General features: G+C 66.0%; 19 protein-coding genes and 1 tRNA gene. 10 read left to right on the plus strand and 10 right to left on the minus strand.

Annotation, left to right across the window (positions count from 1 at the left end):
- The first annotated feature begins 118 nt into the window (after window positions 1–118).
- The 6 genes from U7114_RS03440 to U7114_RS03465 all read left to right on the plus strand — a co-directional run bounded on the left by U7114_RS03440 (window position 119) and on the right by U7114_RS03465 (window position 4,761).
- A complete protein-coding gene (locus U7114_RS03440) occupies window positions 119–562 on the plus strand; it encodes a hypothetical protein (protein WP_157241820.1) in 444 nt (147 codons plus the stop codon).
- 3 nt (window positions 563–565) lie between these two features.
- Complete coding sequence (locus U7114_RS03445) at window positions 566–1,438, plus strand: FAD:protein FMN transferase (RefSeq protein ID WP_323056555.1); 873 nt, start codon at window positions 566–568, stop codon at window positions 1,436–1,438.
- Complete coding sequence (locus U7114_RS03450) at window positions 1,435–2,979, plus strand: FAD-dependent oxidoreductase (protein WP_157241819.1); 1,545 nt, start codon at window positions 1,435–1,437, stop codon at window positions 2,977–2,979. Before U7114_RS03445 ends, U7114_RS03450 begins: the two co-directional genes overlap by 4 nt.
- Window positions 2,980–3,092: 113 nt before the next feature.
- Window positions 3,093–3,168 (plus strand) — tRNA-Arg (locus U7114_RS03455).
- Window positions 3,169–3,310: 142 nt separating this feature from the next.
- Window positions 3,311–4,363, plus strand: a complete 1,053-nt coding sequence (locus tag U7114_RS03460; protein ID WP_157241818.1) for a M4 family metallopeptidase — start codon at window positions 3,311–3,313, stop codon at window positions 4,361–4,363.
- 65 nt (window positions 4,364–4,428) lie between these two features.
- On the plus strand, window positions 4,429–4,761 hold the full coding sequence (locus tag U7114_RS03465; RefSeq protein WP_104998388.1) for a protealysin inhibitor emfourin: 333 nt from the start codon (window positions 4,429–4,431) through the stop codon (window positions 4,759–4,761).
- Window positions 4,762–4,774: 13 nt separating this feature from the next.
- On the opposite strand, the gene U7114_RS03470 is transcribed toward U7114_RS03465, so the two are convergent.
- Window positions 4,775–5,743, minus strand: a complete 969-nt coding sequence (locus U7114_RS03470; RefSeq protein ID WP_323056556.1) for a GlxA family transcriptional regulator — start codon at window positions 5,741–5,743, stop codon at window positions 4,775–4,777.
- An 81-nt stretch (window positions 5,744–5,824) separates the two neighbouring features.
- On the opposite strand from U7114_RS03470, the gene U7114_RS03475 reads away from it, so the two are divergent.
- Both U7114_RS03475 and hrpA read left to right on the plus strand, forming a co-directional pair.
- Window positions 5,825–5,992, plus strand: a complete 168-nt coding sequence (locus U7114_RS03475; RefSeq protein WP_197432488.1) for a hypothetical protein — start codon at window positions 5,825–5,827, stop codon at window positions 5,990–5,992.
- Between the two features lie 81 nt (window positions 5,993–6,073).
- Window positions 6,074–10,045 (plus strand): ATP-dependent RNA helicase HrpA, encoded by a 3,972-nt coding sequence (hrpA, locus tag U7114_RS03480; RefSeq protein ID WP_323056557.1) that lies wholly within the window; start codon window positions 6,074–6,076, stop codon window positions 10,043–10,045.
- 33 nt (window positions 10,046–10,078) lie between these two features.
- Here the strand turns inward: hrpA and U7114_RS03485 are convergent, their stop codons facing one another.
- Genes U7114_RS03485 through U7114_RS03500 form a run of 4 tightly spaced genes read right to left on the minus strand, consistent with a single transcriptional unit; the run spans window position 10,079 to window position 13,210 of the window.
- The gene (locus U7114_RS03485; RefSeq protein WP_157241814.1) at window positions 10,079–10,504 is read right to left on the minus strand and encodes an HIT family protein; all 426 of its coding nucleotides are present in this window, start codon (window positions 10,502–10,504) and stop codon (window positions 10,079–10,081) included.
- Window positions 10,501–11,664 (minus strand): NAD(P)-dependent alcohol dehydrogenase, encoded by a 1,164-nt coding sequence (locus tag U7114_RS03490; protein ID WP_323056558.1) that lies wholly within the window; start codon window positions 11,662–11,664, stop codon window positions 10,501–10,503. Before U7114_RS03490 ends, U7114_RS03485 begins: the two co-directional genes overlap by 4 nt.
- Entirely contained in the window at window positions 11,661–12,557 is an 897-nt protein-coding gene (locus U7114_RS03495; protein WP_323056559.1) for a sulfurtransferase, read from the minus strand. Before U7114_RS03495 ends, U7114_RS03490 begins: the two co-directional genes overlap by 4 nt.
- On the minus strand, window positions 12,554–13,210 hold the full coding sequence (locus U7114_RS03500) for an MBL fold metallo-hydrolase (protein ID WP_323056560.1): 657 nt from the start codon (window positions 13,208–13,210) through the stop codon (window positions 12,554–12,556). Before U7114_RS03500 ends, U7114_RS03495 begins: the two co-directional genes overlap by 4 nt.
- Before the next feature lie 94 nt (window positions 13,211–13,304).
- Between U7114_RS03500 and U7114_RS03505 the strand changes: the two genes are divergently transcribed.
- Window positions 13,305–13,769, plus strand: coding sequence for a Fur family transcriptional regulator (locus U7114_RS03505; protein ID WP_321213873.1), 465 nt, complete (start codon window positions 13,305–13,307; stop codon window positions 13,767–13,769).
- A gap of 55 nt (window positions 13,770–13,824) precedes the next feature.
- Here U7114_RS03505 and U7114_RS03510 read toward each other — a convergent pair whose 3' ends face one another.
- The 5 genes from U7114_RS03510 to U7114_RS03530 form a co-directional block, all read right to left on the minus strand.
- On the minus strand, window positions 13,825–14,700 hold the full coding sequence (locus U7114_RS03510) for a metal ABC transporter permease (protein ID WP_323056561.1): 876 nt from the start codon (window positions 14,698–14,700) through the stop codon (window positions 13,825–13,827).
- Complete coding sequence (locus U7114_RS03515) at window positions 14,700–15,512, minus strand: metal ABC transporter ATP-binding protein (RefSeq protein WP_321213875.1); 813 nt, start codon at window positions 15,510–15,512, stop codon at window positions 14,700–14,702. Before U7114_RS03515 ends, U7114_RS03510 begins: the two co-directional genes overlap by 1 nt.
- The gene (locus U7114_RS03520; RefSeq protein WP_321213876.1) at window positions 15,509–16,498 is read right to left on the minus strand and encodes a metal ABC transporter solute-binding protein, Zn/Mn family; all 990 of its coding nucleotides are present in this window, start codon (window positions 16,496–16,498) and stop codon (window positions 15,509–15,511) included. Before U7114_RS03520 ends, U7114_RS03515 begins: the two co-directional genes overlap by 4 nt.
- Window positions 16,499–16,631: 133 nt before the next feature.
- A complete protein-coding gene (locus U7114_RS03525) occupies window positions 16,632–17,702 on the minus strand; it encodes a hemolysin family protein (protein ID WP_321213877.1) in 1,071 nt (356 codons plus the stop codon).
- A complete protein-coding gene (locus tag U7114_RS03530) occupies window positions 17,699–19,069 on the minus strand; it encodes a hemolysin family protein (RefSeq protein ID WP_157241805.1) in 1,371 nt (456 codons plus the stop codon). The genes U7114_RS03525 and U7114_RS03530 overlap by 4 nt, the downstream gene beginning before the upstream one ends.
- A 548-nt stretch (window positions 19,070–19,617) precedes the next feature.
- Between U7114_RS03530 and U7114_RS03535 the strand changes: the two genes are divergently transcribed.
- A complete protein-coding gene (locus U7114_RS03535) occupies window positions 19,618–23,427 on the plus strand; it encodes a multifunctional oxoglutarate decarboxylase/oxoglutarate dehydrogenase thiamine pyrophosphate-binding subunit/dihydrolipoyllysine-residue succinyltransferase subunit (RefSeq protein ID WP_323056562.1) in 3,810 nt (1,269 codons plus the stop codon).
- Window positions 23,428–23,557: the final 130 nt, after the last annotated feature.

A 23,557-nucleotide genomic window follows, 5' to 3' on the forward strand; every position in this document is an offset into this window, starting at 1 on the left:
TCCACAGGAAACCGGAAATCTTCGCACGGGTTGAACCAATACGCTGGCTTTTGCGTTGACAACACAGTAAGCACTGAGCAGATCCCTTCCTGCGTCCCCTGATGAAACGAGAACCCTGATGAGACCCTCAGTCCGTAAAAGTGTTTACGCCGGAGTCGCCGGCCTGTCCCTGGCGGGAGCGGTGGCAGGCTGCGCGCCGTCAGCCGGGAGCAGCACCGCGGCAACCACCCCCTCCACCGGAGCGTCGACAACGGCGGCCGGCGGGGCGGAATACAAGGACGGCACGTACAGCGCCGACGGCACCTACGTGTCGCCCAACGGTACGGAGACAGTGGGCGTCCAGCTCACGCTCGCCGCCGGGACCGTCACGGACGTGCAGATCACCCAGCATCCGTCCAACCCGAATACCCGCAAGTTCCAGGGCGAGTTTGCCGGGGGCATCGCGGCCCAGGTGGTTGGCAGGAACATCGACGAGCTCAATGTGTCCAAGGTTGCGGGCTCTTCCCTCACCAGCGGCGGTTTCAACAAGGCCCTGGAGCAGATCAAGTCGGAGGCCCGGTAGGCCGTGCCGGACGGGGACCGGGAGGACTTTGCGTTTGAGGGGATCGGGACGCGCTGGCAGGTCTCTGCGCCCGGGCTGCTCGGTCCGGCCCTGCGGACCCGCCTCCTGGACGTGGTGGAACGGTTCGACGCCGACTGGTCCCGCTTCCGGGACGATTCCCGCGTCACCGCGATGGCCAGGGAACCCGGCCGGTACGAGTTTCCCGCCGAGGCCGGACCGCTCGGGCTGGTCTACCGCACCCTCTACCAGCTCACCGGCGGGGCCATGACCCCGCTCATCGGCACCAGCCTGGAGCGCCTGGGCTACGACGCCGGCTACTCGCTTCGGCCGTCCGGCTCCCCGCTGCCTGCTCCGGCCTGGGACGACGTACTGGACTGGGCCGGCACCACCCTCACCACGAAGGCTCCTGCCGTCCTGGACATCGGGGCCGCCGGCAAGGGCCTGCTCGTGGATCTGCTGGCGGCGGAGCTTGAGGCGGGAGGCGTGGAGGCCTTCATCATCGATGCCGGCGGGGACCTCCTGGCGCGTGGCCCGGATCCCGTTCCGGTGGCATTGGAACACCCCTACAACGAAGCCCAGGCCATCGGGGTGGTGCAGCTGGCCGGCCGGGCACTCTGTGCATCTGCCGCAAACCGGCGCGCCTGGGGCGACGGCCTGCACCACGTCCTGGATGGCAGGACCGGTCGCCCTGTCAGGACCGCCGTGGCCACGTGGACACTGGCGGAAACCACCATGCTGGCCGATGCCCTGGCAACCGCGCTCTTTTTCCTCCCTGGTGACGAACTCCAGCGGTCTTTCGATTTTTCCTGGTTGACGGTCTTCTCGGACGGAAGCGCCACCCATTCCGCAGGATTTGAAGGGACACTGTTTTCATGAGCCCCGTTGAAGCGCCGGGGGCCGGACCGGCCCTGTCCGTGGCCGGCCTGCTGGATACCGTGCTGGGCCGGTTCACCATGTACCGGCTGATCCTCCTGGTCCTGGCGGCCCTCGCCGGATACAGCCTTCTGCTGGATGCCCTGGGCTGGCTGACTTTCGGCATTCCGGAGATGCTGGCGCACCTGGTCCTCTGCCTTGGGCTGACGTACGCGTCGAACAGGGCGCTGGCAGTGCTGTTCCGGGTACGGCCGCACTCCGAGTCGTCGCTGATCACCGGGCTGCTTCTCTATTTCCTGTTCTGGCCCTCCTTCGCCCCCATGGATGTGGCGGGAGTGGCTTTGGCGTGCGTGCTGGCATCGGCGTCGAAATACGCCCTCGCCTGGCGCGGCCGGCATGTGTTCAACCCCGCCGCAGCCGGCGCGTTCGTCACGGGCCTCACCGGCCTGAATATCGCAACCTGGTGGGCCGCCACGCCGGCCATGCTGTGGCTGCTGGTCCCCGGGATCCTGCTGGTCCTGTACCGCACCCGGAAGTTCCTCATGGCTTCGGTGTTCACCGTTGTTGCCGCCGCGATCATCACTTCCGAACTGATCCAGGCCGGGCTGTCAGCGGGCATGGCCTTGTGGCAGTCCTTTGCCCAGCGGCCGCTGCTGTTCTTTGCGGGGTTCATGCTTACCGAGCCGCTGACACTGCCGCCGCGGCGCTGGCAGCAGCTGGCGTTGGCTGCAGTGGTAGGTGTTGTTTTCGCGGTCCCCTACAACGTCGGTTTCCTGGCCAACTCTCCGGAGGCGGCGCTCCTGCTGGGCAATCTGCTGGCTTTCCTGGCGGGCCAGCATGGGAGCGTGTCCCTTCGTTTTGCCGGAACCAGGGCGTTGACACCCAGCACTACGGAGTTCTCCTTCGAACCGTCCCGGCCGGTCCGCTTTGTGCCGGGGCAGTACATGGAGCTGGACCTGCCGCAGGTCAAGTCGGACCGGAAGGGACGGCGTCGTGTGTTCAGCCTGACAGGTTCGCCGGACGACCGCCTGGTGAAGTTTGGCGTGCGGACAGCTGAGCCGGTGTCCCCGGCGAAGCGGGTCCTCCTTGCGCTGAAGCCCGGGGACAAAGTGACCGCCACGTCCGTGGGGGGAGACTTTGTCCTCCCCCGGGATCCCCGGAAGCCGGTACTGCTGATTGCCGCCGGAATCGGCATCACGCCTTACCTTTCACACTTGTCTTCGGGAGGACTGCGGGAACGGGACGCTGTCCTCCTCCTCCTTGCCAGGAGCGCCGACGAGATTGCCTATGCGCAGGAACTGCGGGCGGCGGGCATCCGCGTCCTGGTGCGCACTGCGGATGGTTCCGCGCCGCCGCCGGACCTGGCCGCCGCCTCCTGGGACGGCACGCGGCTGGATGGCGAAGCCCTCCGGGCACTGGTCCCGGACATCGCGGAGCGGGACGTCTACGTCTCGGGCTCACCGGCCAGCGTCGCCTCGCTGCGGCGGGCGGCTAAGCAGGCAGGGGCCCGCCGGCTCCACGTGGACTCATTCTCCGGCTACTGATTCCGGCCCGGGACCGCGCACGGGGTGGCGGAGCGGTAGCGATTTTCCCTTGCGGGCCACCTTCCTGCTAAGCTCTAGGACGTCCCGCCAGCAACGGCAGGAAACCCCGGATTGCCCTCGTAGCTCAGGGGATAGAGCGTCTGCCTCCGGAGCAGAAGGTCGTAGGTTCGAATCCTATCGAGGGCACCAGAAGAACCCCGCCACTTCAATGAAGTGGCGGGGTTTTCTGCTCCCATACGCCCGTGCACGCTGCCTGCTTCCGTACGTGAGCCTGCGAAGGATTGTCGGTGCGCCCTCGTAGGCTGAAATCACCAAGTCGAGGGGGTACGCCATGCACGTTCCGTTCTGTTCCATCGTTCCGCCATACCTGTTGAGGCGGTTGGCCAAACAGGGTGCGCCGGAGTTTTCCTCCGCGGCCAGGGCAGCCAAGGAAGCTTTGGGCCATGTGGAGTCGTTCCATTCAGCACGGTCCCAGCCTGTGCCGGGCATTCCGGCAGGCGTCCGCCAGGCGAAGCCGGGACCGTCAACCCGGGCCATCTACGACGCCGGCGGCTCAGAGACCCTCCCCGGCAGGCTGGTCCGCAAGGAGGGTGAAGCCGCCACGGATGACCCTGCCGTCGATGAGGCCTACGACGGGCTGGGCCACACGCACCGCCTGTACGCGGACGTGTTCGGACGCAACTCCATCGACGGACGCGGGCTGCCGCTGGACGCAACGGTCCACTTCGGCAAGCTGTACGACAACGCCTTTTGGGACGGCAAACAGATGGTCTTCGGCGACGGCGACGGCGAGGTCTTCGAACGGTTCACCCGGTCCCTGAGCGTCATCGGCCACGAACTGGCCCACGGTGTCACCCAGTATTCCGCCGCGCTCGCCTACCGCAACCAGGCGGGGGCCCTTAACGAATCCATGTCCGACGTCTTTGGCGCACTGGTCGAGCAGTATGTCAAAAACCAGTCCACTGCCGAGGCCAGCTGGCTGATCGGCGAGGGCCTCTTCACAGCCGAAGTGCAGGGCAGCGCCTTGCGTTCCATGAAGGCCCCCGGCACGGCGTACGACGACGACGTGCTGGGCAAGGACCCCCAGCCGGACTCCATGGACGCGTACGTCAAGACGAGCGCCGACAACGGCGGGGTCCACATCAACTCCGGCATCCCCAACCGCGCCTTCTACCTCGTGGCGGAGACCCTCGGGGGAAACGCCTGGGACTCGCCCGGGCGCATCTGGTACGAGACACTCACGGGCGGAACACTGCCTCCCACGGCGACCTTCAGGGTCTTTGCGCGTGCCACGGCCGCATCCGCCGTGGAGCTTTTCGGTTCCGGATCCACCGAGCATGACGCCGTCCGGAAGGCGTGGGAAACTGTGAAGGTCAAGCTTTAACGGACGCCTGGCTGCCGCACTTCGGGGCGGCAGCCAGGCTGTAGGGCAAGCCCAAGGACCAGGCCATGAAGATCAGTGTTGAGCGCACCGGAGGAATCGCCGCGATACCACGGGTGTGGACTGTGGAAGCCCAATCCAAGAGCGCCATCAGCCAGTGGCAGCCCATCGTGGAGGCATGCCCGTGGGATTCAGTACCCAGGACCCCGAAGGCAGCTGCCGAGCAGTTTGCGGAAGCCCAACCGGACAGGTTCATCTATTCGATCCGGGCAGGGCAGCGCCGGGCAGCCCTGCCTGAGCAGGCCGTCACCGGACCTTGGCGGATTCTCGTGGACAGTACGCGGGAAGCGGCCGAGGAAATCCGCGCCAAACAACGCCGCAACGGACCGGCGCCCGGTTAGCGTGCAAGGGGCGCTATCCCGCCACAGCCAGTTGGCCGCGGAAAGCGCGGCGGTATGACTGCGGGCTGGTGTCCAGGACCTTGGCGAAGTGGTGCCGCAGCAGGACAGGGTGCCCGAAGCCGGACTCCCTGGCGATTTCTTCGATGTTCAGGTCGGTGGACTCAAGGAGTTCCTGGGCGCGTAGAACACGCTGTGAATTGAGCCAGGCGGCAGGCGTCGCTCCGGTCTCCGACCTGAACCGCCGTGCAAAGGTCCTCGGCGACATGTGGACCCGTGCCGCCAGTTCGTTCACCGTGTGCTCGCGGTCCAGGTTCTCCACCATCCAGCGCAGCAGTTCCTCCATGGGAGCGGAACCGCAGGCTGGCATTGGCCGGTCGATGAACTGCGCCTGGCCGCCGTCACGGTGCGGGGGAACCACCATGTCCCTGGCGATCGCGGCCGCCACCTGCGCCCCCAGTTCGACGCGCACAAGGTGCAGGCACGCATCGATCCCGGCGGCGGTGCCTGCGGAAGTGATGATGTTGCCGTCCTGCACGTAGAGGACGTTTTCGTCCACCTGTACGCGCGGATACTCTGCAGCCAGTTGGCCTGAGTAGTGCCAGTGGGTGGTGCAGCGGCGCCCGTCGAGCAAGCCGGCGCGGGCCAAGGCAAAAGCGCCCGAGCAGATGGACATTACCCAGGCTCCCCTCGCATCGGCAGCCCGGAGCGCTTCGAGGACGGATTCGGGCAACTCGTCGTCCCTGCCGTAGGGCGCCATGATGACCAGGTCCGCATCGTCGGTTGCCTCGAGTCCCAGGCCGACGTTCAGGGACAGGCCGGACTTGAGCCGGACGTTACCAGGCTGCGGCGTGCAGACGCGGAAGTCGAAGGCCGGGACGCCGCTCCCCCGGCCGGATCTGTCGATACCGAAGACCTCGCAGGCAGTACCGAACTCGAATATCGAGAAGTTGGGAACCACGATGAGGGCCACTGATCTGAGCATGCTTCCATTGTGGCAGGAATTATAGCTTTTTGGGCATTTCTGCCACTTTTTCTTGGCTGCGGGGAGGAGAAGCATGGAGTCATGGAAATCCTCATAACCCTCCTCGTCCTCCTGATCCTCCTCGTGGCCGCCGCCACCGTTTCGGCGCTTTTGCGTGACGGCCGGGGGCATACGCCTCCTGTCGAATCCCACGAAGCCTGGTCCGCCCTGGACCTCCCCAGCATCAACTACACGCTCCGCGTCTTCTAGCGGGCAGGACCAAAAGGCGCCGGACAACTGCCGGCAGTACAGACGGGAAGCCCGGGCTCCCGCAGTAGACTGTCAGCAGACATGACACTTCACATCTCCTATCCCGCCGAGCTGCCGGTCTCCGAGCGGCGCGAAGACCTGATGGCAGCCATAGCGGCGAACCAGGTCACCATCATCGCCGGCGAGACCGGTTCCGGTAAGACCACCCAGATACCAAAGATGTGCCTCGAACTTGGCCTGGGCGAAAACGGGCTGATCGGCCACACCCAGCCGCGCAGGCTGGCCGCCCGCACGGTGGCCGAGCGCATCGCCGAGGAACTTGGCGTGGACATCGGCCAGGAGGTGGGCTTCCAGGTCCGCTTCACCGGTGAGGTCAGCCGCGCCACGAAGGTCAAGCTGATGACCGACGGCATCCTGCTTGCAGAAATCCAACGGGACAAACTGCTGCGCAAGTACAACGCGATCATCATCGACGAGGCCCACGAGCGAAGCCTCAATATCGACTTCATCCTGGGCTACCTCAAGCGGATCCTGCCGCAGCGGCCGGACCTCAAGGTGATCATCACCTCCGCCACCATCGACCCCCAGCGCTTTGCCAACCATTTCGGCACACCGGAAGAACCCGCACCCATTGTCGAGGTCTCCGGGCGGACCTACCCGGTGGAAATCCGGTACCGCCCGCTCTCCCAGCCGCCAGGCGGAGCCGGCCCTGACGACGAGAACGGTTCCGATGACGAACTCGAGGAAGACCGCGATCCGCTTGACGCCGTGTGTGACGCCGTCGACGAACTTGCCCTGGAAGCGCCGGGCGACATCCTGGTGTTCTTCTCCGGCGAGCGAGAAATCCGCGACGCTGCCGAAGCGCTGCAGGCCCGCATCCAGTCCAACCGCCGGCTGGCCGGAACCGAAGTCCTTCCGCTCTTCGCACGGCTGAGCCTGCAGGAACAGCACAAGGTCTTCCACCCCGGCAACAAGCGCAGGATTGTCCTTGCCACCAACGTCGCCGAAACCTCGCTCACCGTGCCGGGCATCAAATATGTGATCGACACCGGCACCGCCCGCATCTCCCGGTACTCGCACCGCACCAAGGTCCAGCGGCTGCCCATCGAGCGGGTCTCGCAGGCGTCCGCCAACCAGCGTTCGGGGCGGTGCGGCCGCGTCTCGGACGGCATCGCCATCCGCCTGTACTCCGAGGAAGACTTCGATTCGCGGCCGCTGTACACCGACCCGGAAATCCTGCGGACCAACCTCGCCGCCGTCATCCTGCAGATGACCGCCATGGGAGTGGCGCGCGGCCCCAAGGATGTCGAAAACTTCCCCTTCGTGGAGCCGCCTGAAACGCGGGCAATCAACGACGGTGTCACGCTGCTCCGCGAACTCGGCGCCCTCGCTGCCTCCCGGCCGCAGAACGGCACGGACGGGGCGAAAAGCGGCGGCGGGCTCACCGCCGTCGGGCAGAAGCTCGCCCAGCTGCCGGTGGACCCCCGGCTGGGCCGGATGATCGTGGAGGCGGGCAAACGCGGCTGCGTCCGCGAGGTGATGGTCCTGGCCGCGGCCCTCACCATCCAGGACCCGCGCGAGCGTCCAACAGACAAGCAGCAACTCGCGGCGGAAAAGCACAACCGGTTCAAGGACGAGAACTCGGACTTCACCGGCTTCCTTAACCTCTGGAACTACCTGCAGGAGAAGCAGCAGGAGCTCTCGTCGTCCGCCTTCCGCCGGATGTGCCGGGCCGAGTTCATCAATTACCTCCGGGTCCGGGAGTGGCAGGACCTGTTTGCCCAGCTGCGCCAGCTGGCCCGGCCCCTGGGCATCAGCCTCGACAACAAGCGGCTAGCCGATCCGGTGGGCAACCACGAGGGCATCCACATCAGCCTTCTTTCCGGGCTCCTGAGCCACATCGGGATCCTTGACGAACGCAAGCGCGAGTATGCCGGAGCCCGCGGCAGCCGGTTCGCCATCTTCCCCGGCTCGGCCCTCTTCAAGAAGTCGCCCACGTTCGTGATGGCGGCGGAACTCGTGGAGACCAGCCGCCTCTGGGCGAGGGTGGCTGCGAAGTTCGATCCTGTATGGGCCGAGCAGGTGGCCCCGGACCTGGTGAAGCGCAGCTACAGCGAACCGCACTGGTCCACCCGGCAAGGTTCAGTGATGGCCTACGAAAAGGTCACCCTCTACGGCGTGCCCATCATCGCCCAGCGCAGGATCAACTACGGCAGGGTTGACCCCGTCGTCGCCCGGGAACTCTTCATCCGCCATGCCCTGGTGGAAGGCGACTGGAAAACCCACCACAAGTTCTTCCACCGCAACCGGGCCCTCCTCAATGAGGTGGAGGAACTGGAGGCCAGGATGCGCCGCCGGGACCTCCTGGTGGATGACGAGACGCTGTTCGAGTTCTACGATGCGCGGATCGGGCCTGACGTGGTGTCCGAGAGGCACTTCGACAAGTGGTGGAAGGAAGCGCGGCAGAAGAACCCGGACCTCCTGGACTACGACAAATCCCTCCTCCTCAGCGACGACGCGGACGACCTTGACGACTCCGCCTACCCCAAAACGTGGCTGCACAAGGGCTTCGAGCTTCCGCTGAGCTACGAATTCCACCCGGTGGCTCCGGGTTCGCCGCCCAACCCGTCCGACGGCGTCACGGCCGAGGTGCCGGTGCTGTTCCTTAATCAGCTGGATGACAAGGCCTTCCGCTGGCTCATACCCGGGCAGCGTGTTGAGCTGGTGACGGCCCTGATCAAATCCCTGCCCAAGCAGGTCCGGAAGAACTTCGTTCCCGCCCCGGACGTTGCCCGGCAGGCGGTGGCACTCCTGGAAGCCGATTTCGATCCCGCCGTGGATGAACTCGAACCTTCCCTTGAGCTTGCCCTGCGCCGGATCCGGGGACACGTCATCCCGCCGGGTTCGTGGAACTGGGACGCGGTGCCCCCGCACCTGCGGGTGAGCTTCAAGGTGGTGGACAGCAAGGGCAAAGTCCTGGACGAGGGCAAGGACCTCGCCGCGCTCCAGGAGAAGCTGGCCCCGGCAACGCGGCGGGCCATCGCCGAGTCGCTGGGGGCCACGCCTGCCTCCACCGCGCCCGGCGCCGGCAACGGCAAAAAAGCAGGGAAAACGCACGACGCCGGATCATCCGCGGCGCGGCAGCCTGCCGAAGTGCCGGGGGCCGGAGCCCCACCCGGCTTCCGGGAACAGGACGGGCTCACCGAATGGACGGTCGGAACGGTCCGGCGCCAGGTCAGCAGCACGGTCAACGGCCATACAGTGACGGGTTATCCGGCACTGGTGGACCAGGGCACGTCGGTGTCCCTGCGTGTCTTCCAGACTGCCGAGGAACAGCAGGAGGCAATGCGCGGCGGAGTGGTCAGGCTGCTGGCCCTGCGCGTTCCGGCTCCTGACCGGTACGTGCTGGAGCACCTGAGCAACACGGAGAAACTCACTTTCAGCCAAAACCCGCACGGCTCGGTCTCAAGCCTGATCGCGGACTGCGCCCTGGCCGCCATCGACAAGCTCACGCCCGCGGAACTGCCCTGGGACCGGGAGTCCTTTGACCGGCTGTACGAGGTGGTCCGGGCCGAACTGATCGACACGGTGTTCAGCGTCACCGCCGTGGTGGAACGTATCCTGGCCAGCACCCGGCGGATCGAAAAACAGCTGAAGGGCACCACCAGCCTGGCGCTGATCAGTGCCCTCAACGACATCAAAAGCCAACTGGAACAGCTGGTCTACCCCGGCTTTGTGGCACGGACGGGCTACGCCCAGCTGAGCCAGCTCCCCCGGTACCTTACGGCCATTGAGAAGAGGCTGGAACGCCTGCCGGGCAACGTCCAGCGCGACGCCCTGAACATGGCCGCGGTGCAGCGGCTCGAGGACGACTACGACGACGCCGTATCGGCCCTGCTCCCCGGACGGAAGGCCGGCCCTGAGTTAACCCAGGTGCGCTGGATGCTCGAGGAGCTCCGGGTGAGCCTCTTCGCCGTTGAACTCGGAACAGCGTATTCGGTGTCGGAGAAGAGGATCCGCGCCGTGCTCAACAAGGCACTTGCCCCGGCCTAGGCGGAAACCGGGAGCGGGACCGGGACGGGCTGCCTAGGACGGGACGAACTCGCCGTACCCGGCGGCCCGCAACCCTTGGCGGAGCTTCTCGGCGTTGGCGTCGAGGATGTCCGGATCGGGGTTCTGGTCCGCCGTCGCGAAATTGAACTCGGCCATGCTCCTTGAGGGCCAGACGTGCACGTGGAGGTGGTTGATCTCATAACCCGCCACGATCAGCCCGGCCCGCGCGGCCTTGAAGGTCTCCACCTGCACGGCACCGATCCGCCGGGCCACCTCCATGACCTTCGCCAGCGTTTCCGGCGACGCATCCGTCCACCGGTCCACTTCCTCAGTGGGTACCACCAGGGTGTGGCCGTCAGCCAGCGGACCGGTGGTGAGGAAAGCGGAAACATCCGGTTCCCGCCACACGAAGCGGCCCGGGATTTCGCCGTTCAGGATCCTGGTGAAAAGCGTGCTCATGCGTCTGCCTCCTTGGCGGGTCCCTGCAAGGTGCTGGTGTCCAGCACAAAACGGTATTTCACATCGCCTGCCACCATCCGGTCGTAGGCCTCATTCAGCTGGTCTGCCCGCACCACCTCGATGTCCGCAGCAACACCGTGCCCGGCGCAGAAGTCCAGCATCTCCTGGGTTTCGGCGATGCCGCCAATCAGCGAGCCGGTGTAGGAAAGCCGACGCCCGATGAGCGCGCCCGGGTTCACCGGCGGCATCGCCTCCGACGGCAGGCCCAGCTGGAAGAGCGCACCGTCCACCCGCAGGGTCCGGAAGAACGGTTTCAGGTCGTGCGGGGCCGCCACGGTGTCGATGATGAGGTCGATGCTGCGGTTGGCCGCTGCCATCGCCGCTTCGTCGCGGGACAGGACAACCTCATCCGCGCCCAGCTCCACGGCAGCCGCCACTTTTGCCTCCGACGTGGTGAACACCACCACCTTCGCTCCCATTGCCTTGGCGAACTTGACGGCCATGTGGCCGAGTCCGCCCAGCCCCGCCACGCCCACAACGTCGCCTTCTTCGACGTCGAAGTGCCGAAGCGGCGAGAACGTGGTGACGCCGGCGCACAGCAGTGGGGCAGCGGCGGCGGGATCGAGGGCTGCCGGCACCCGCAGGACGTAGCGGCGGTCCACCACCACGGAGGAGGAGTAGCCGCCCTGCGTCAGGGCGCCGCCGTTCCGCCGGTCAACGGCCCCGTACGTGCCGGTCATGCCGCTTTCGCAGTACTGCTCCAGGCCGTCCAGGCAGCTTTCGCATTCGCGGCACGAGTCCACCATGCAGCCCACACCCACGCGGTCGCCAGCGGCGAAATCCGTCACCGCGGAGCCCACCCGGCTGACGGTGCCCACAATTTCGTGTCCCGGGACCAGCGGCCAGACCTTGCCGCCCCACTCGCCGCGGGTTGCATGCACATCCGAGTGGCACAGCCCGCAGAACTCGATGGCGATTTCGACGTCGTCCGCCCCGGGAGCGCGCCGGGCAAGGGTCAGCGGCACGAGCCCGCTGTCCGGTGACGTCGCGCCGTACGCGGCAGCGAGGCGGCCGCCGTCGACAGCAATTGCTTCAGGAGCGGCAGGTTCCGGGGCGACTGGTTTGGCAAGGGGCGGCGGTACGGGGCGTCCTGGAGTCATAGTGGGACGCTACCCTTGACCGCAGCCGTGTTTCCACTCGGCGGTCCGCTTGGGCGGCCGGGCTCTGCGCCGGTTGCCACCGGCAGGTCCGGGTTGTTGGACCACTCCGAGAACGAGCCCGGATACAGTGCAGCCCGAAAGCCGGCGAGTTCCAGGGCTGCCACCTCATGGGCCGCAGTGACCCCGGAGCCGCAGTACACCGCGACGCGCACTCCGTCCCGGACGCCCAGCGACTCAAAACGGCGGCGGAGGGCGTCAGACTGCAGGAACCGCCCGCTGCTGTCCACGTTTTCCGACGTCGGCGCGCTGACCGCACCCGGGATATGTCCGGCCCGGGGGTCAACAGGCTCAAACTCCCCGCGGTACCGCTCCCCGGCACGGGCATCCAGCAAGAGGCCGGCGTGCGGCCAGCCGGCCGCGGCAGCGGCGTCGAGCACCGGCATGTTTCCGTCCGCGAGCGTCACGTCTCCCGCCTCCGGGACAACCGGTCCTGCTTCCACCGGAAGGCCCGCGGCACGCCAGGCGGCCAGGCCGCCGTCGAGCAGGTAAACGTCCGCGAAGCCGGCGTTCCGAAGCATCCACCACACGCGTGCCGCGGCCATGCTGCCGCTGTCATCGTAGGCAACCACGACGTCGCCGTCGCGGATGCCCCAGCGCCTGGCGCTTTCCTGGAAGTCCCGGGCGGCCGGCAGCGGGTGCCTCCCGCGCTCCGGAACTGCCGGGGCGGCAAGTTCGGTGGCGAGGTCCACGAACACGGCACCCGGCAGGTGCCCCTGCAGGTAGTGGCGGTAACCGTGCGGATCGCCCAGGACCCAGCGGACGTCAAGGAGCACCGTGCGCCGGTGTTCGGCAAGGCGGGCCTGCAGGCCGGCCACGTCGATCAAGGGGTTCAAACTTCCACCGACTCCCGGGCAGCCAGATGGGTGTATTCGGTGCCGTATTTGGCGCCGATCCTCTGGACATGGCCTTCCACGATCTTCAGGCCGTTCTCGTTGAGCAGTCCGTCATGGATCTGGAACGCCTTCGGCGCCCGGACGCCGATCACAAAGTCCAGCACCTCGGCGGATTTGCTCCACGGCGCGTGGAGGGGAACCAACAGGGTCCGGACGCTGGTCCCGTCCGGAATGACGAAGGAGTCCCCCGGGTGGTAGACGTTGTCGTCGATGAGGTATCCGATATTGGCGACAACGGGGATCTGCGGGTGGATCAGGGCATGCTGGCCTCCAAAGCTGCGGACGGTGAAGCCGGCAGCCTGGAATGTTGAGCCAGGGTTCACGGCATGGATGCGCGCGGCTTCGCCCGTGGCCTTGTCCTGCAGCTGGCCGGCAACCCGCGCCGGAGCGAAAACCGCCAGCGCCCCGTTTGCGCGCAACGCCTCCACCACAACCGGAACGTCGATGTGGTCGGCATGCTCATGCGTGACCAGGACCGCCTCCGCATCTTCCAGGGCCTCCGCCGACTCGGAAAAGTTGCCCGGATCCAGGACCAGGACCCGGGCGTCCTTTTCAAGGCGGACGCAGGAGTGGGTGTATTTGGTCAGCTTCATAGCGCCAGCCTAGGGTCCGCCGCGGGACCGTGTCCACGACGCTCCGGCTGGTAATCTGTATCTTTGCCACCATCCTGAGGAAGCGAGTCCACCCATGCCCTTCGGCGCCAAGGCTGATTCCACCACCCCGTCCCCCGTGCCGGGCGGCGGCAAGGAACAGCGCGTCACGAAGCAGCGCCGGGCCGTAAGCGCCGCCCTGGATGAACTCGACGATTTCGTCAGCACGCAGGAGCTGTACCGGATCCTGCAAAACCAGGGCGCCCCGGTCTCGCTGGCAACCGCCTACCGGATCCTGCAGTCTCTCGCGGACGAGGGGCTGGTGGACGTTCTGCGGAACGGCGACGGTGAAGCGGTGTACAGGCGCTGCGCCGTCACCGGGCACCATCACCACTTGCTGTGCCGCAACTGTGGAAAGGCCGTGGAAGTGGAGGCCCCCGCCGTCGAGACGTGGGCGGCGCGCATCGCGGCAGAACACGGATACACCGACGTGGCCCACACGGTGGAGATTTTCGGGCTCTGCCCTGACTGCACAGTGCGCCAGGCCGCCGGCATCCTTTAGGCACGCAGCCAGGTCGGCGACCATGCAGGCGGCAGGCCTGTAGGCAGGCCGCCTTTCAGGATGCGGCCAGGACCCGCCCGTTGATGCCCCTTGCGGCCCGCACCGACCCGACCACCCGGCACACCACGTAGATCAGGAACGACAGGGTAGTGACGTAGGGGCTGATGGGGATGCGCCCGCCCAGGGCCAGCAGGATCCCGCCCACCGTGGCCGTCATGGCAAAGACCACGCTAAGCACCACCACCGCCACCGGTGAAGACGTCACCCGCAGCGCCGCCGCGGCCGGGGTAATCAGCAGGGCGAGGACCAGGAGCGCGCCCACCACCTGGATGGACAGCGCTACGGAGACGCCCAGGAGGACCATGAATACGATGGCAAGCGTCCGGACGGGAACACCCCGGGCCTCCGCCAGTTCCGGATCCAGGCTGGCGAAATTGAGCGGCCGCCAAATGGCCACCAGGGCCAGCATCACCACCACGGCGGTACCGGCAAGCGCCTGGAGCTGCACCGTGTCCACGGACACGATCTGCCCGGTCAGCAGGCCGAACTTATTGGCAGCCCGTCCTTCGTAAAGGGACAGGAACAGGATCCCAAGTCCCAGCCCGAACGGCATGATCACGCCGATGATTGAATTCTTGTCCCTGGCCCGGACGCCCATCAGGCCCAAAAGCAGGGCGGCGGCAACCGATCCTATGAGCGATCCAAAGACGATGTTCGCGCCGACCAGCAGGGCAAAGGCGGCACCGGCGAAGGAGAGTTCGGATATGCCGTGGACCGCGAAGGCCAGGTCGCGCTTCATGACAAAGGTGCCAACCAGCCCGCCCAGCAGGCCAAGGACGGCACCTGCCCAAATCGAGTTCTGGACCAGGACCAGCAGCTCGCCGTAGTTCTCGAAGCTGAAGATCGCGCCAAGGATGCTGTCCGCGTCCATCAGGCAGCCTCTCCCGCCGCGTGCGTCTCCGCATGGTGGTGGGTTGTGGCGTCAGGGAGGCCCACCACCACGATGCGGCCGTTCGCGTGGATAACCTCAACGTGGCTGCCGTAGAGGCCGGAGAGGACTTCCGTGGTCATGACTTCCTCGGGGGTTCCCACCCTGAAGCGTCCGCCGGCCAAGTACAGGACACGGTCCACGTAGTCGATGATGGGGTTGATTTCGTGCGTCACGAACACAACGGCGCTGTTCTGGTCGCGGCACTGCTTGTTGATCAGGGCGCTGACCGCCTGCTGGTGGTGCAGGTCCAGGGAGAGCAGTGGTTCGTCGCAAAGCAGGACCTGCGGATCCGTGGCAAGTGCCTGCGCCACGCGGAGCCGCTGCTGCTCGCCGCCGGAGAGCTGGCCCACCGGGACTTTTGCGTATTCCGTGGCACCAACCAGTTCAAGGAGTTCGTCAATCCTGCGGTTGGCCTTGGCGGTGTTCAGGCGCAGGCCCCAGCGGTGGCCGTCAACGCCCAGGCCCACGAGGTCCCTGGCACGCATGGGAGTGTCCGGAGCGAACGATTTCTGCTGCGGGATGTAGCCGATCAGGCTGCTCCCGCGCTCCACGGGGCGGCCGCCCAGGACGGCCTGGCCGCGGTGCAGGTCCTGGAGCCCTAGGAGGACCTTCAGGAATGTGGTCTTGCCGCTTCCGTTGGGACCAAGCACGGCGAAGAACTCGCCGGGCTTAATGTCCAGGTCCAGGTCCTCCCAGAGCGCCCGCTTACCGAACTTCAGGGACGCTCCGGTAAGGCTGACCAGGGGTTTCAACTATTTGTCTCCAGAACTTTGCTGATGTTGTCCACATTGTCCGTCATCCACTGCAGGTACGTCTTGCCCTCAGGCAGTGTTTCGTTGAAATCCACCACCGGAACCCCGGCAGTTTCCGCGGCCTTCTTCAGCGACTCCGTCTGCGGGCCTTCGGTCTGGCTGTTGTAGGCGAGGAGCCGCACCGACTTCGTGGCCACCAGGTCGGTTGCCGCCTTGAGGACTGCAGGCGGCACGTCGGAGCCTTCTTCAATCGCAGCAGTGTAGTCCGCAGGGGTGGCGTTCACCAGCCCGGCATCCTCAAGGAGGTAGAGGGGCACGGGTTCGGTGACGGCAACCTGGGCCCCGGCTGACGCAGGCTTGAGGGCATCGAGCTTTATGTGCAGCTCTTCAACGCTGGATTTGAAGGCGGAAGCGTTCGACTGGAAGGTCGAAGCAGAGGCGGGGTCCAGCTCGCCGAGCTTGGCGGCGATGCCGTCGGCCAGCTGCTCCATGGCGTGCAGGCTGTACCAGACGTGCTCGTTCATTTCGCCGTGGCCGTGCGCGGAGTCATCCCCCGCTGCTGGTTCCGTCGTGGTCGCCCCAGCGGAGGGCTTTTCCTCCTCCGGGTGGGCAAGGCCGGAAAGTTCGACGGCGTTCAGCACCTTCGCGTCGTCGAGGCCGCTGTCCTGTGCCAGGGTGTGGATGAAGCCGTCGTAACCGCCGCCGTTTTCCAGGACAAGGTCCGCCTTGGACACTGCCAGCCGGTCCTGGGCAGTGGCTTCGTAGGAATGCGGATCCTGGCTGGTCTTGGTAATGAGGGCCGTAACGCTGACCTTGTCACCGCCGATTGTCTTGGCGATGTCCCCGTAGACGTTGGTTGACGCCACCACGTTGATCCCGTCGGCAGCCTGCGTTGACGGTTCCGCCTGCGGGCTGCACGCGGTGAGCAGGAGGCCTAGCCCGGCAAGGGCGGCCATGGACGATCGGGCAGCGGCGGTACGGCGCACGGGAACCTCATTCAAAAGGGAAGGTGAAAACAACCAGTCCAGCTTATACCTAAATGGGAATCATTCCTATTTAGGACGGAAGGCCGGCAGAAAAGGCGCCTTCCCCGAACTGGCCGGGAAGGGCGCCTTCGGGTCAGCTGCCGTTCGGCTGTCCCAGCCTGCGGATGCCGGTGGCCTGCGTGGCGTCCCTGATCTCGCCCACCAGCTGCTCGATCACGTCCTCGAGGAACAGGACGCCCTGGGTGTTGCCGTCCGGGCCGATCACCCGGGCCAGGTGCGAGCCAGTGCGCTGCATGACGGACATCGCCTTTTCAATCTCGTCGTCCAGTGCCAGGTTGGCCAACGACCGGATGCGGCTTTCGGCTATCGGCAGCCCATACGCCTCCTCGGGGATGGAGAGCACGTCCTTGACGTGGAGGTAGCCGTACAGCATGTCGTCCTCGTCAAGCATGGGGAATCGGGAAAACCCGGTGCGGCTGACTGCTTTTTCGAACTCCACCGGTGTGGTGGACGCCTTCAGCATGACCAGCTTGTCCAGCGGCACCATGATGTCCGCGGCCGTGTATTCGGAGAACTCCAGCGCGCCGGTGATCAGCCCGGCGTCGTCGTCCACCAGGCCGTGGCGGGTGGACTCCTGCACGATCGACTGCACCTCCTCAAGGGTGAAGGAGGAATTCACCTCATCCTTGGGCTCAATGCGGAGGAGCTTGAGGATGTGGTTCGCGGACCAGTTCAGGACCGAGATCACGGGGTGGACCAGCCGGGCAACAAACATCAGCGGCGGGGCAAGCAGCAGCGCCGCCTTGTCCGCCACGCTTACCGAAATGTTCTTCGGCACCATCTCGCCGAAGGTGACGTGCAGGAACGTCACCAGCATCAGGGCAACGGCGAAGGCCGCCACGTCGGCGATCTCCATCGGCAGTCCAAGGGTCTCCAGGGGGACGGCCAGCAGGTGGTGGATAGCAGGTTCAGCCACCAGCAGGATCAGCAGCGAACACACGGTGATGCCAAGCTGCGCACATGCCAGCATCAGCGACACGTTTTCCATGGCGCGGAGGGTGGTCTGCGCACGCTTGGACCCGGCCTCGGCCAGCGGCTCGATCTGGCTTCGCCGCGCGGACATGACCGCGAACTCAGCGGCAACGAAGAACGCATTACCAAGCAGCAGGATCCCCAGCCAGACGATTCCGGCCCAGTCGCTCATTGTTCTGTCCTGTCGTTGCGCTTGGACCTGCCGTTGCGCTTCGTCTTGTCATCGGTGGCCGCGGGCTCGGGCTCAACGGCCGGGTGGAAGCAGATCCGGTCAATCCGGCGGCCGTCCATCCTGGTGACACTCAGTGTCCCCCCGCCAACGGGAACCGTGTCCCCCACGGCGGCAATCCTGCCCAGCTTGCTCATGACGTACCCGCCCACGGTCTCATAGGCCGCTTCGTCGGGGACGGTCAGCCGCGGAATCTGCTCGGACAACTCGTCCGGGCGAAGCAGGCCCGGGAAGTACCAGTCGCCGGAGGCACTCTGCAGCAGTCCCGGGCGGACCTTGTCGTGCTCATCCGCCACCTCCCCCACGATTTCCTCGACCAGGTCCTCAAGGGTGGCGATGCCGGCAGTTCCGCCGTACTCATCCAGGACCACTGCGAGTTGCAGGTTGCCGTCCCTGAGTTCTGCCAGAAGCGCGTCAAGGTGGATGGTCTCGGGAACCCTCAGGACCTCCGTCATGATGGCCCCGGCTTCCAGGTTCGGGCGGCGGTCCCAGGGAACAGCCACCGCCTTCTTCACGTGCACCAGCCCCCGGATGTCGTCCGCGGAGTCACCGATGACCGGGAAACGGGAGTATCCGGTCCGGCGCGCGGCATCCACCACATCCGAGACCGGCTGGTCGGCGTCGATCGTCTCCACCCGGATGCGCGGCGTCATCACGTCCGCCGCTGTCCTCGTGGAGAAGTTCAAGGTGCGCGCCACGAAGTTGGCGGTGCCGGCGTCGAGCGTTCCCATCGCCGCCGAACGGCGCACCAGGGATGCAAGTTCCGCGGGCGTCCGGGCGCCGGAGATTTCCTCCTTTGCCTCCAGTCCAAAAACGTTCAGCACCTTGTTGGAGAATCCGTTGAGCACCACGATGGCAGGCCTGAAGACGGCGGTGAACATCAGCTGCGGCCGCGCCAGGGCCCGCCCTACGGGGAAGGACAGCGCAATGGCCATGTTCTTGGGCACCAGTTCGCCCAGGAGCATGGAGAGCAGGGTGGCGATCACCATGGCCAGGACCAGGGAAATGGAGGAGGCCGCGACGCCGGCAAGTCCGACGGCGGCCAGGGGGGCCTCCAGGAGGCGGCCCAAGGAGGGCTCCATCACGTAGCCGGTGAGGAGGGTGGTCAGGGTAATGCCCAGCTGGCAGCTGGACAGCTGCGTAGACAGCGACTTCAGGCAGGTGAGCAATGGCGCGGCGGCCGTGTCGCCGTCGTCAATGGCGCGCTGGACCGTTGCCTGGTCCAAGGCGATGAGGGAGAACTCGACGGCGACGAAGAAACCCGTACCGGCGATGAGCAGCAGTCCTGCTGCGAGGAGTAGCCACTCCATTCAGCATCCCGCCCGGGAGGCGGTTGCCGACGGCGTGGCATTTAAAAGGGGAAGCCGGGGACTGGACGATCTTCCCGGCGGAGGATGGTCGGCAGAGACCGACGCTCTTTCCGCGGGGGCTACGGCCGGCCGGGCTGCCGGCGGATGATGGGCTCGTGTTCGGGGTTTGCCGGCTCTGCGGGTGGACTGCGCGGAGCTGGTCTTCATGCTCCGCTGACAGCCCCCAGGCCGGCACCTAGATTTACTGTCCATAAGGTTTTTAGTCTACAGGAGCAGCACCCCCCGCCCCGCCGCCGCCGGCCCGCCGGCAGCTCCCCCAGCCTGGTTCTTGCCACGGCAGGGCGCTGCTCGACCGTGGTGCATAACGCCACATTCAGCGATCCCGGCGTCACTTCATGATTTGAATCACCCTTATTGGCAGTTAAGACAAGATGCTCACTAGACTTGCAAAGGTCTGGGTTCAGAGGACGCAGAGATCGGTTCGAACGTGTTGCTGAGGCACCGTGGGGCCGGAGAGAAATCAAACTCATGGAAGAGGCGTATTTCAAGTGCCAGAGCAGCCTAGCCACCGTCTACCAGAGGAATTTGGCGGAAACGAGTGGCTCGTTGACGAACTGTACGAGCAGTACCAGCAGGACAAGAACGCTGTGGATGCCAAGTGGTGGCCGCTGTTTGAATCGTTCGGGTCGGGCAACAGTTCTTCTTCCAACGGACATCCGGCGCATGCCGCAGCCCACCCTGCCACCCGGGAAATGCCTGCCGTAAACCCCGCCCCCGCAGCCCCGGCACCGTCGCCGGCCGCTGCCCCCGCCGCGCCTCCGGCACCTCCTGCCGCGCCGCCGGCGTCCGCTGCAGCCCCGGCAAAGAAGGCTCCCGCCACCGAAGCCCGCGACGGCGGCAAGAAGACCGGGACCGGAACCGGCTCGCAGCCCATCCCCGCGCAGCTGCCCAAGAACGTCAAGGCCCCCACCGCCCCCGAAGAGGACGTCGTCTCCGTCCTTCGCGGACCGGCAAAGGCGATCGCCACCAACATGGTCACCAGCCTCCAGGTGCCCACCGCCACCAGCGTCCGCGCCATCCCGGCCAAACTGCTGATCGACAACCGCGTGGTCATCAACTCGAACCTCGCCCGCGCCCGCGGCGGCAAGGTTTCCTTCACGCACCTCATCGGCTATGCCGTGATCCGCGCCCTTTCCCAGTTCCCGTCGATGAACGTGTACTACGACGAAGTGGACGGCAAGCCGGTTGCGGTCCAGCCGGCCCACGTCAACTTCGGCATCGCCATCGACATGCCCAAGCCTGACGGCACCCGCCTGCTCATGGTGCCAAACATCAAGAAGGCCGAGACCCTCAACTTCTCCGAGTTCTGGCACACCTACGAGGACCTCATCAAGCGTGCCCGCAACGGCAAGCTGACCGCGGAGGACCACCAGGGCACTACGGTGTCGCTGACCAACCCCGGCGGCATTGGCACGGTCCACTCGGTGCCCCGCCTGTCAAAGGGCCAGGCCGCCATCATCGGCGTCGGCGCCCTCGACTACCCTGCGGAATTCCAGGGTGCCAGCGAAAAGATCATCGCCCATAACGCGATCAGCAAGGTCCTCACGCTGACGTCCACTTACGACCACCGGGTAATCCAGGGTGCCGGCAGCGGCGAGTTCCTGAAGCTGGTCCACCAGCTGCTGCTGGGTGCGCAGGACTTCTACGACGAAATCTTCGAGTCCCTCCGCATCCCCTACGAGCCCGTGCGCTGGAGCGCCGACAAGCAGGTGGACCCGGCCGACGAAATCAACAAGGTGGCCCGGATCCAGCAGCTGATCCACTCCTACCGCGTCCGCGGACACCTGATGGCGGACACCGATCCGCTGGAGTACGTCCAGCGCAAGCACCCCGACCTCGACGTCCTCACCTATGGCCTGACACTTTGGGACCTGGACCGCGAATGGCCCACGGGCGGCTTCGGCGGCAAGCCCATGCTCAAGTTCCGCGACATCCTGGGTGTCCTGCGCGATGCATACTGCCGCACCACGGGCATCGAGTACATGCACATCCAGGAGCCTGCCGAGCGCAAGTGGTTCCAGGACCAGCTGGAGCACCCCTACTCGAAGCCCAGCCGCGAAGAGCAGCTGCGCATCGTTTCCAAGCTGAACGCAGCCGAGGCCTTCGAAACCTTCCTCCAGACCAAGTTCGTAGGCCAGAAGCGATTCTCCCTCGAGGGCGGCGAATCGCTGATCCCGCTGCTGGACGCCATCATGTCCAACGCGGCCGACGACGGCCTGGACGAGGTTGCCATCGGCATGGCCCACCGCGGCCGCCTCAACGTGCTCACCAACATCGCCGGAAAGACCTACGCGCAGGTCTTCCGGGAGTTCGAAGGCACCCAGGACCCGCGCTCCGTGCAGGGATCCGGCGACGTAAAGTACCACCTTGGCACCGAGGGGACGTTCACCTCGGACAACGGCAAGGAAACCAAGGTCTACCTGGCCGCCAACCCCTCCCACCTGGAAGCCGTGGACCCCGTCCTCGAAGGCATCGTCCGCGCCAAGCAGGACCGGCTGGACCAGGGTGAGTCCTTCCCGGTCCTGCCCATCATGGTCCACGGCGACGCCGCCTTCGCCGGCCAGGGCGTGGTTGCCGAAACACTCAACCTGTCCCAGCTCCGTGGCTACCGCACCGGCGGCACCATCCACGTTGTGGTCAACAACCAGGTGGGCTTCACCACGGCCCCCTCGTCATCCCGCTCGTCCACGTACTCCACGGACGTTGCCAAGATGATCCAGGCACCGGTGTTCCACGTGAACGGCGACGACCCCGAAGCCGTGGTCCGCATCGGACAGCTCGCCTACGAGTTCCGCCAGCGGTTCCACAAGGACGTTGTCATCGACATGGTCTGCTACCGCCGCCGCGGGCACAATGAGGGCGATGACCCCTCGATGACGCAGCCGCTGATGTACAACCTGATCGAGGCCAAGCGCTCAGTCCGCAAGCTGTACACCGAGTCCCTCATCGGCCGTGGCGACATCACCGAGGAAGAGGCCGAACAGCTGCTCCGCGACTACCAGGAGCGCCTGGAACGCGTCTTTGCCGAAACCCACGCGGCGCAGACCTCCCCCATCCCGATCGTGACGGCGGATACTGCCGCCGTCTCGGACATCGAGCGTCCCATCTCCCAGCAGTCGGACTCCGGCGTCAATGCCCCTGCCTCCACGGCAATCTCCGCCGAGACCCTGGCCCGGATCGGCAAGGCCCATGTGGAGGTCCCCGAGGGCTTTACCGTCCACGCCAAGCTCAAGCAGCTGCTCGAGAAGCGTGAACAGATGTCCCGTGAAGGCGGCATCGACTGGGGCTTCGGTGAAATCGCGGCCTTCGGCTCGCTGATCATGGAAGGCGTCCCCGTACGCCTTGCCGGCCAGGATTCCCGCCGCGGCACGTTCGTGCAGCGCCACGCCGTCTTCCACGACCGCGCCAACGGCAAGGAATGGCTGCCACTGGGCCATCTCTCCGACGACCAGGCGAAGCTGTGGATCTACGACTCCCTGCTCTCCGAATACGCGGCCATGGGCTTCGAATACGGCTACTCCGTTGAGCGGCCTGACGCGCTGGTCCTTTGGGAAGCGCAGTTCGGCGACTTCGTCAACGGCGCGCAGACCATCATCGACGAGTTCATCTCCTCCGCTGAGCAGAAGTGGGGCCAGCGCTCCTCGCTGGTGCTGATGCTGCCCCATGGCTACGAAGGCCAGGGACCGGACCATTCCTCCGCAAGGATCGAGCGGTTCCTGCAGCTGTGCGCCGAAGAGAACATGATCGTGGCCAACCCCACCACGGCCGCCTCGCATTTCCACCTGCTGCGCCGCCAGGCCTACAGCCGTCCGCGGAAGCCGCTCATCATCTTCACGCCCAAGCAGCTGCTGCGCCTCAAGGCGGCCGCATCCTCGGTGGAGGACTTCACCACCGGCAGCTTCCGCCCTGTGATCGGCGAGCACGAGCAGCTGGCGGGAGGCGCCGTCGAACGCGTACTCCTGGTCTCCGGCCGCCTGTACTACGACCTCCTGTCCACGCGGCAAAAGACCGGTGACAAGACCACCGCGATTGTCCGCGTGGAGCAGCTCTACCCGCTGCCGCACGAGGAGATCGCAAAGGAGCTGGCCAAGTATCCGAACGCCGAGGTGGTCTGGGCCCAGGATGAGCCCGCCAACCAGGGGCCGTGGCCATTCATCGGCCTGAACCTGCCGGACGCCCTCGATCGCCGCATCCGGCTGGTCTCCCGCCCGGCCTCGGCATCCACCGCTGCAGGGTCCATGAAGCGGCACGCCGCTGAGCAGGACGTCCTCCTGAAGCAGGCATTTGCACGGAAGTAAAGCAGTAAGGCTGCCCGGCCGGACGTCGAAATCCCAGACTCCGGCCGGGCAGTTCTGTTTAATGGAGTGCACAGCGCCGATGAAACGCACGGCGCGAGATGGACAGCCCAACGAATGCACAGGCGCCGCT

The sequence above is a fragment of the Pseudarthrobacter sp. C1 genome (assembly GCF_034720455.1).
Classification (GTDB): Bacteria; Actinomycetota; Actinomycetes; order Actinomycetales; family Micrococcaceae; genus Arthrobacter.

Coding starts and splice junctions, on each gene's coding strand:
- U7114_RS03440 (WP_157241820.1), top strand. CDS start 119: ATGAGACCCTCAGTCCGTAAAAGTGTTTACGCCGGAGTCGCCGGCCTG.
- U7114_RS03450 (WP_157241819.1), top strand. CDS start 1,435: ATGAGCCCCGTTGAAGCGCCGGGGGCCGGACCGGCCCTGTCCGTGGCC.
- U7114_RS03460 (WP_157241818.1), top strand. CDS start 3,311: ATGCACGTTCCGTTCTGTTCCATCGTTCCGCCATACCTGTTGAGGCGG.
- U7114_RS03465 (WP_104998388.1), top strand. CDS start 4,429: ATGAAGATCAGTGTTGAGCGCACCGGAGGAATCGCCGCGATACCACGG.
- U7114_RS03470 (WP_323056556.1), bottom strand. CDS start 5,743: ATGCTCAGATCAGTGGCCCTCATCGTGGTTCCCAACTTCTCGATATTC.
- U7114_RS03475 (WP_197432488.1), top strand. CDS start 5,825: ATGGAAATCCTCATAACCCTCCTCGTCCTCCTGATCCTCCTCGTGGCC.
- hrpA (WP_323056557.1), top strand. CDS start 6,074: ATGACACTTCACATCTCCTATCCCGCCGAGCTGCCGGTCTCCGAGCGG.
- U7114_RS03485 (WP_157241814.1), bottom strand. CDS start 10,504: ATGAGCACGCTTTTCACCAGGATCCTGAACGGCGAAATCCCGGGCCGC.
- U7114_RS03490 (WP_323056558.1), bottom strand. CDS start 11,664: ATGACTCCAGGACGCCCCGTACCGCCGCCCCTTGCCAAACCAGTCGCC.
- U7114_RS03500 (WP_323056560.1), bottom strand. CDS start 13,210: ATGAAGCTGACCAAATACACCCACTCCTGCGTCCGCCTTGAAAAGGAC.
- U7114_RS03505 (WP_321213873.1), top strand. CDS start 13,305: ATGCCCTTCGGCGCCAAGGCTGATTCCACCACCCCGTCCCCCGTGCCG.
- U7114_RS03510 (WP_323056561.1), bottom strand. CDS start 14,700: ATGGACGCGGACAGCATCCTTGGCGCGATCTTCAGCTTCGAGAACTAC.
- U7114_RS03525 (WP_321213877.1), bottom strand. CDS start 17,702: ATGAGCGACTGGGCCGGAATCGTCTGGCTGGGGATCCTGCTGCTTGGT.
- U7114_RS03530 (WP_157241805.1), bottom strand. CDS start 19,069: ATGGAGTGGCTACTCCTCGCAGCAGGACTGCTGCTCATCGCCGGTACG.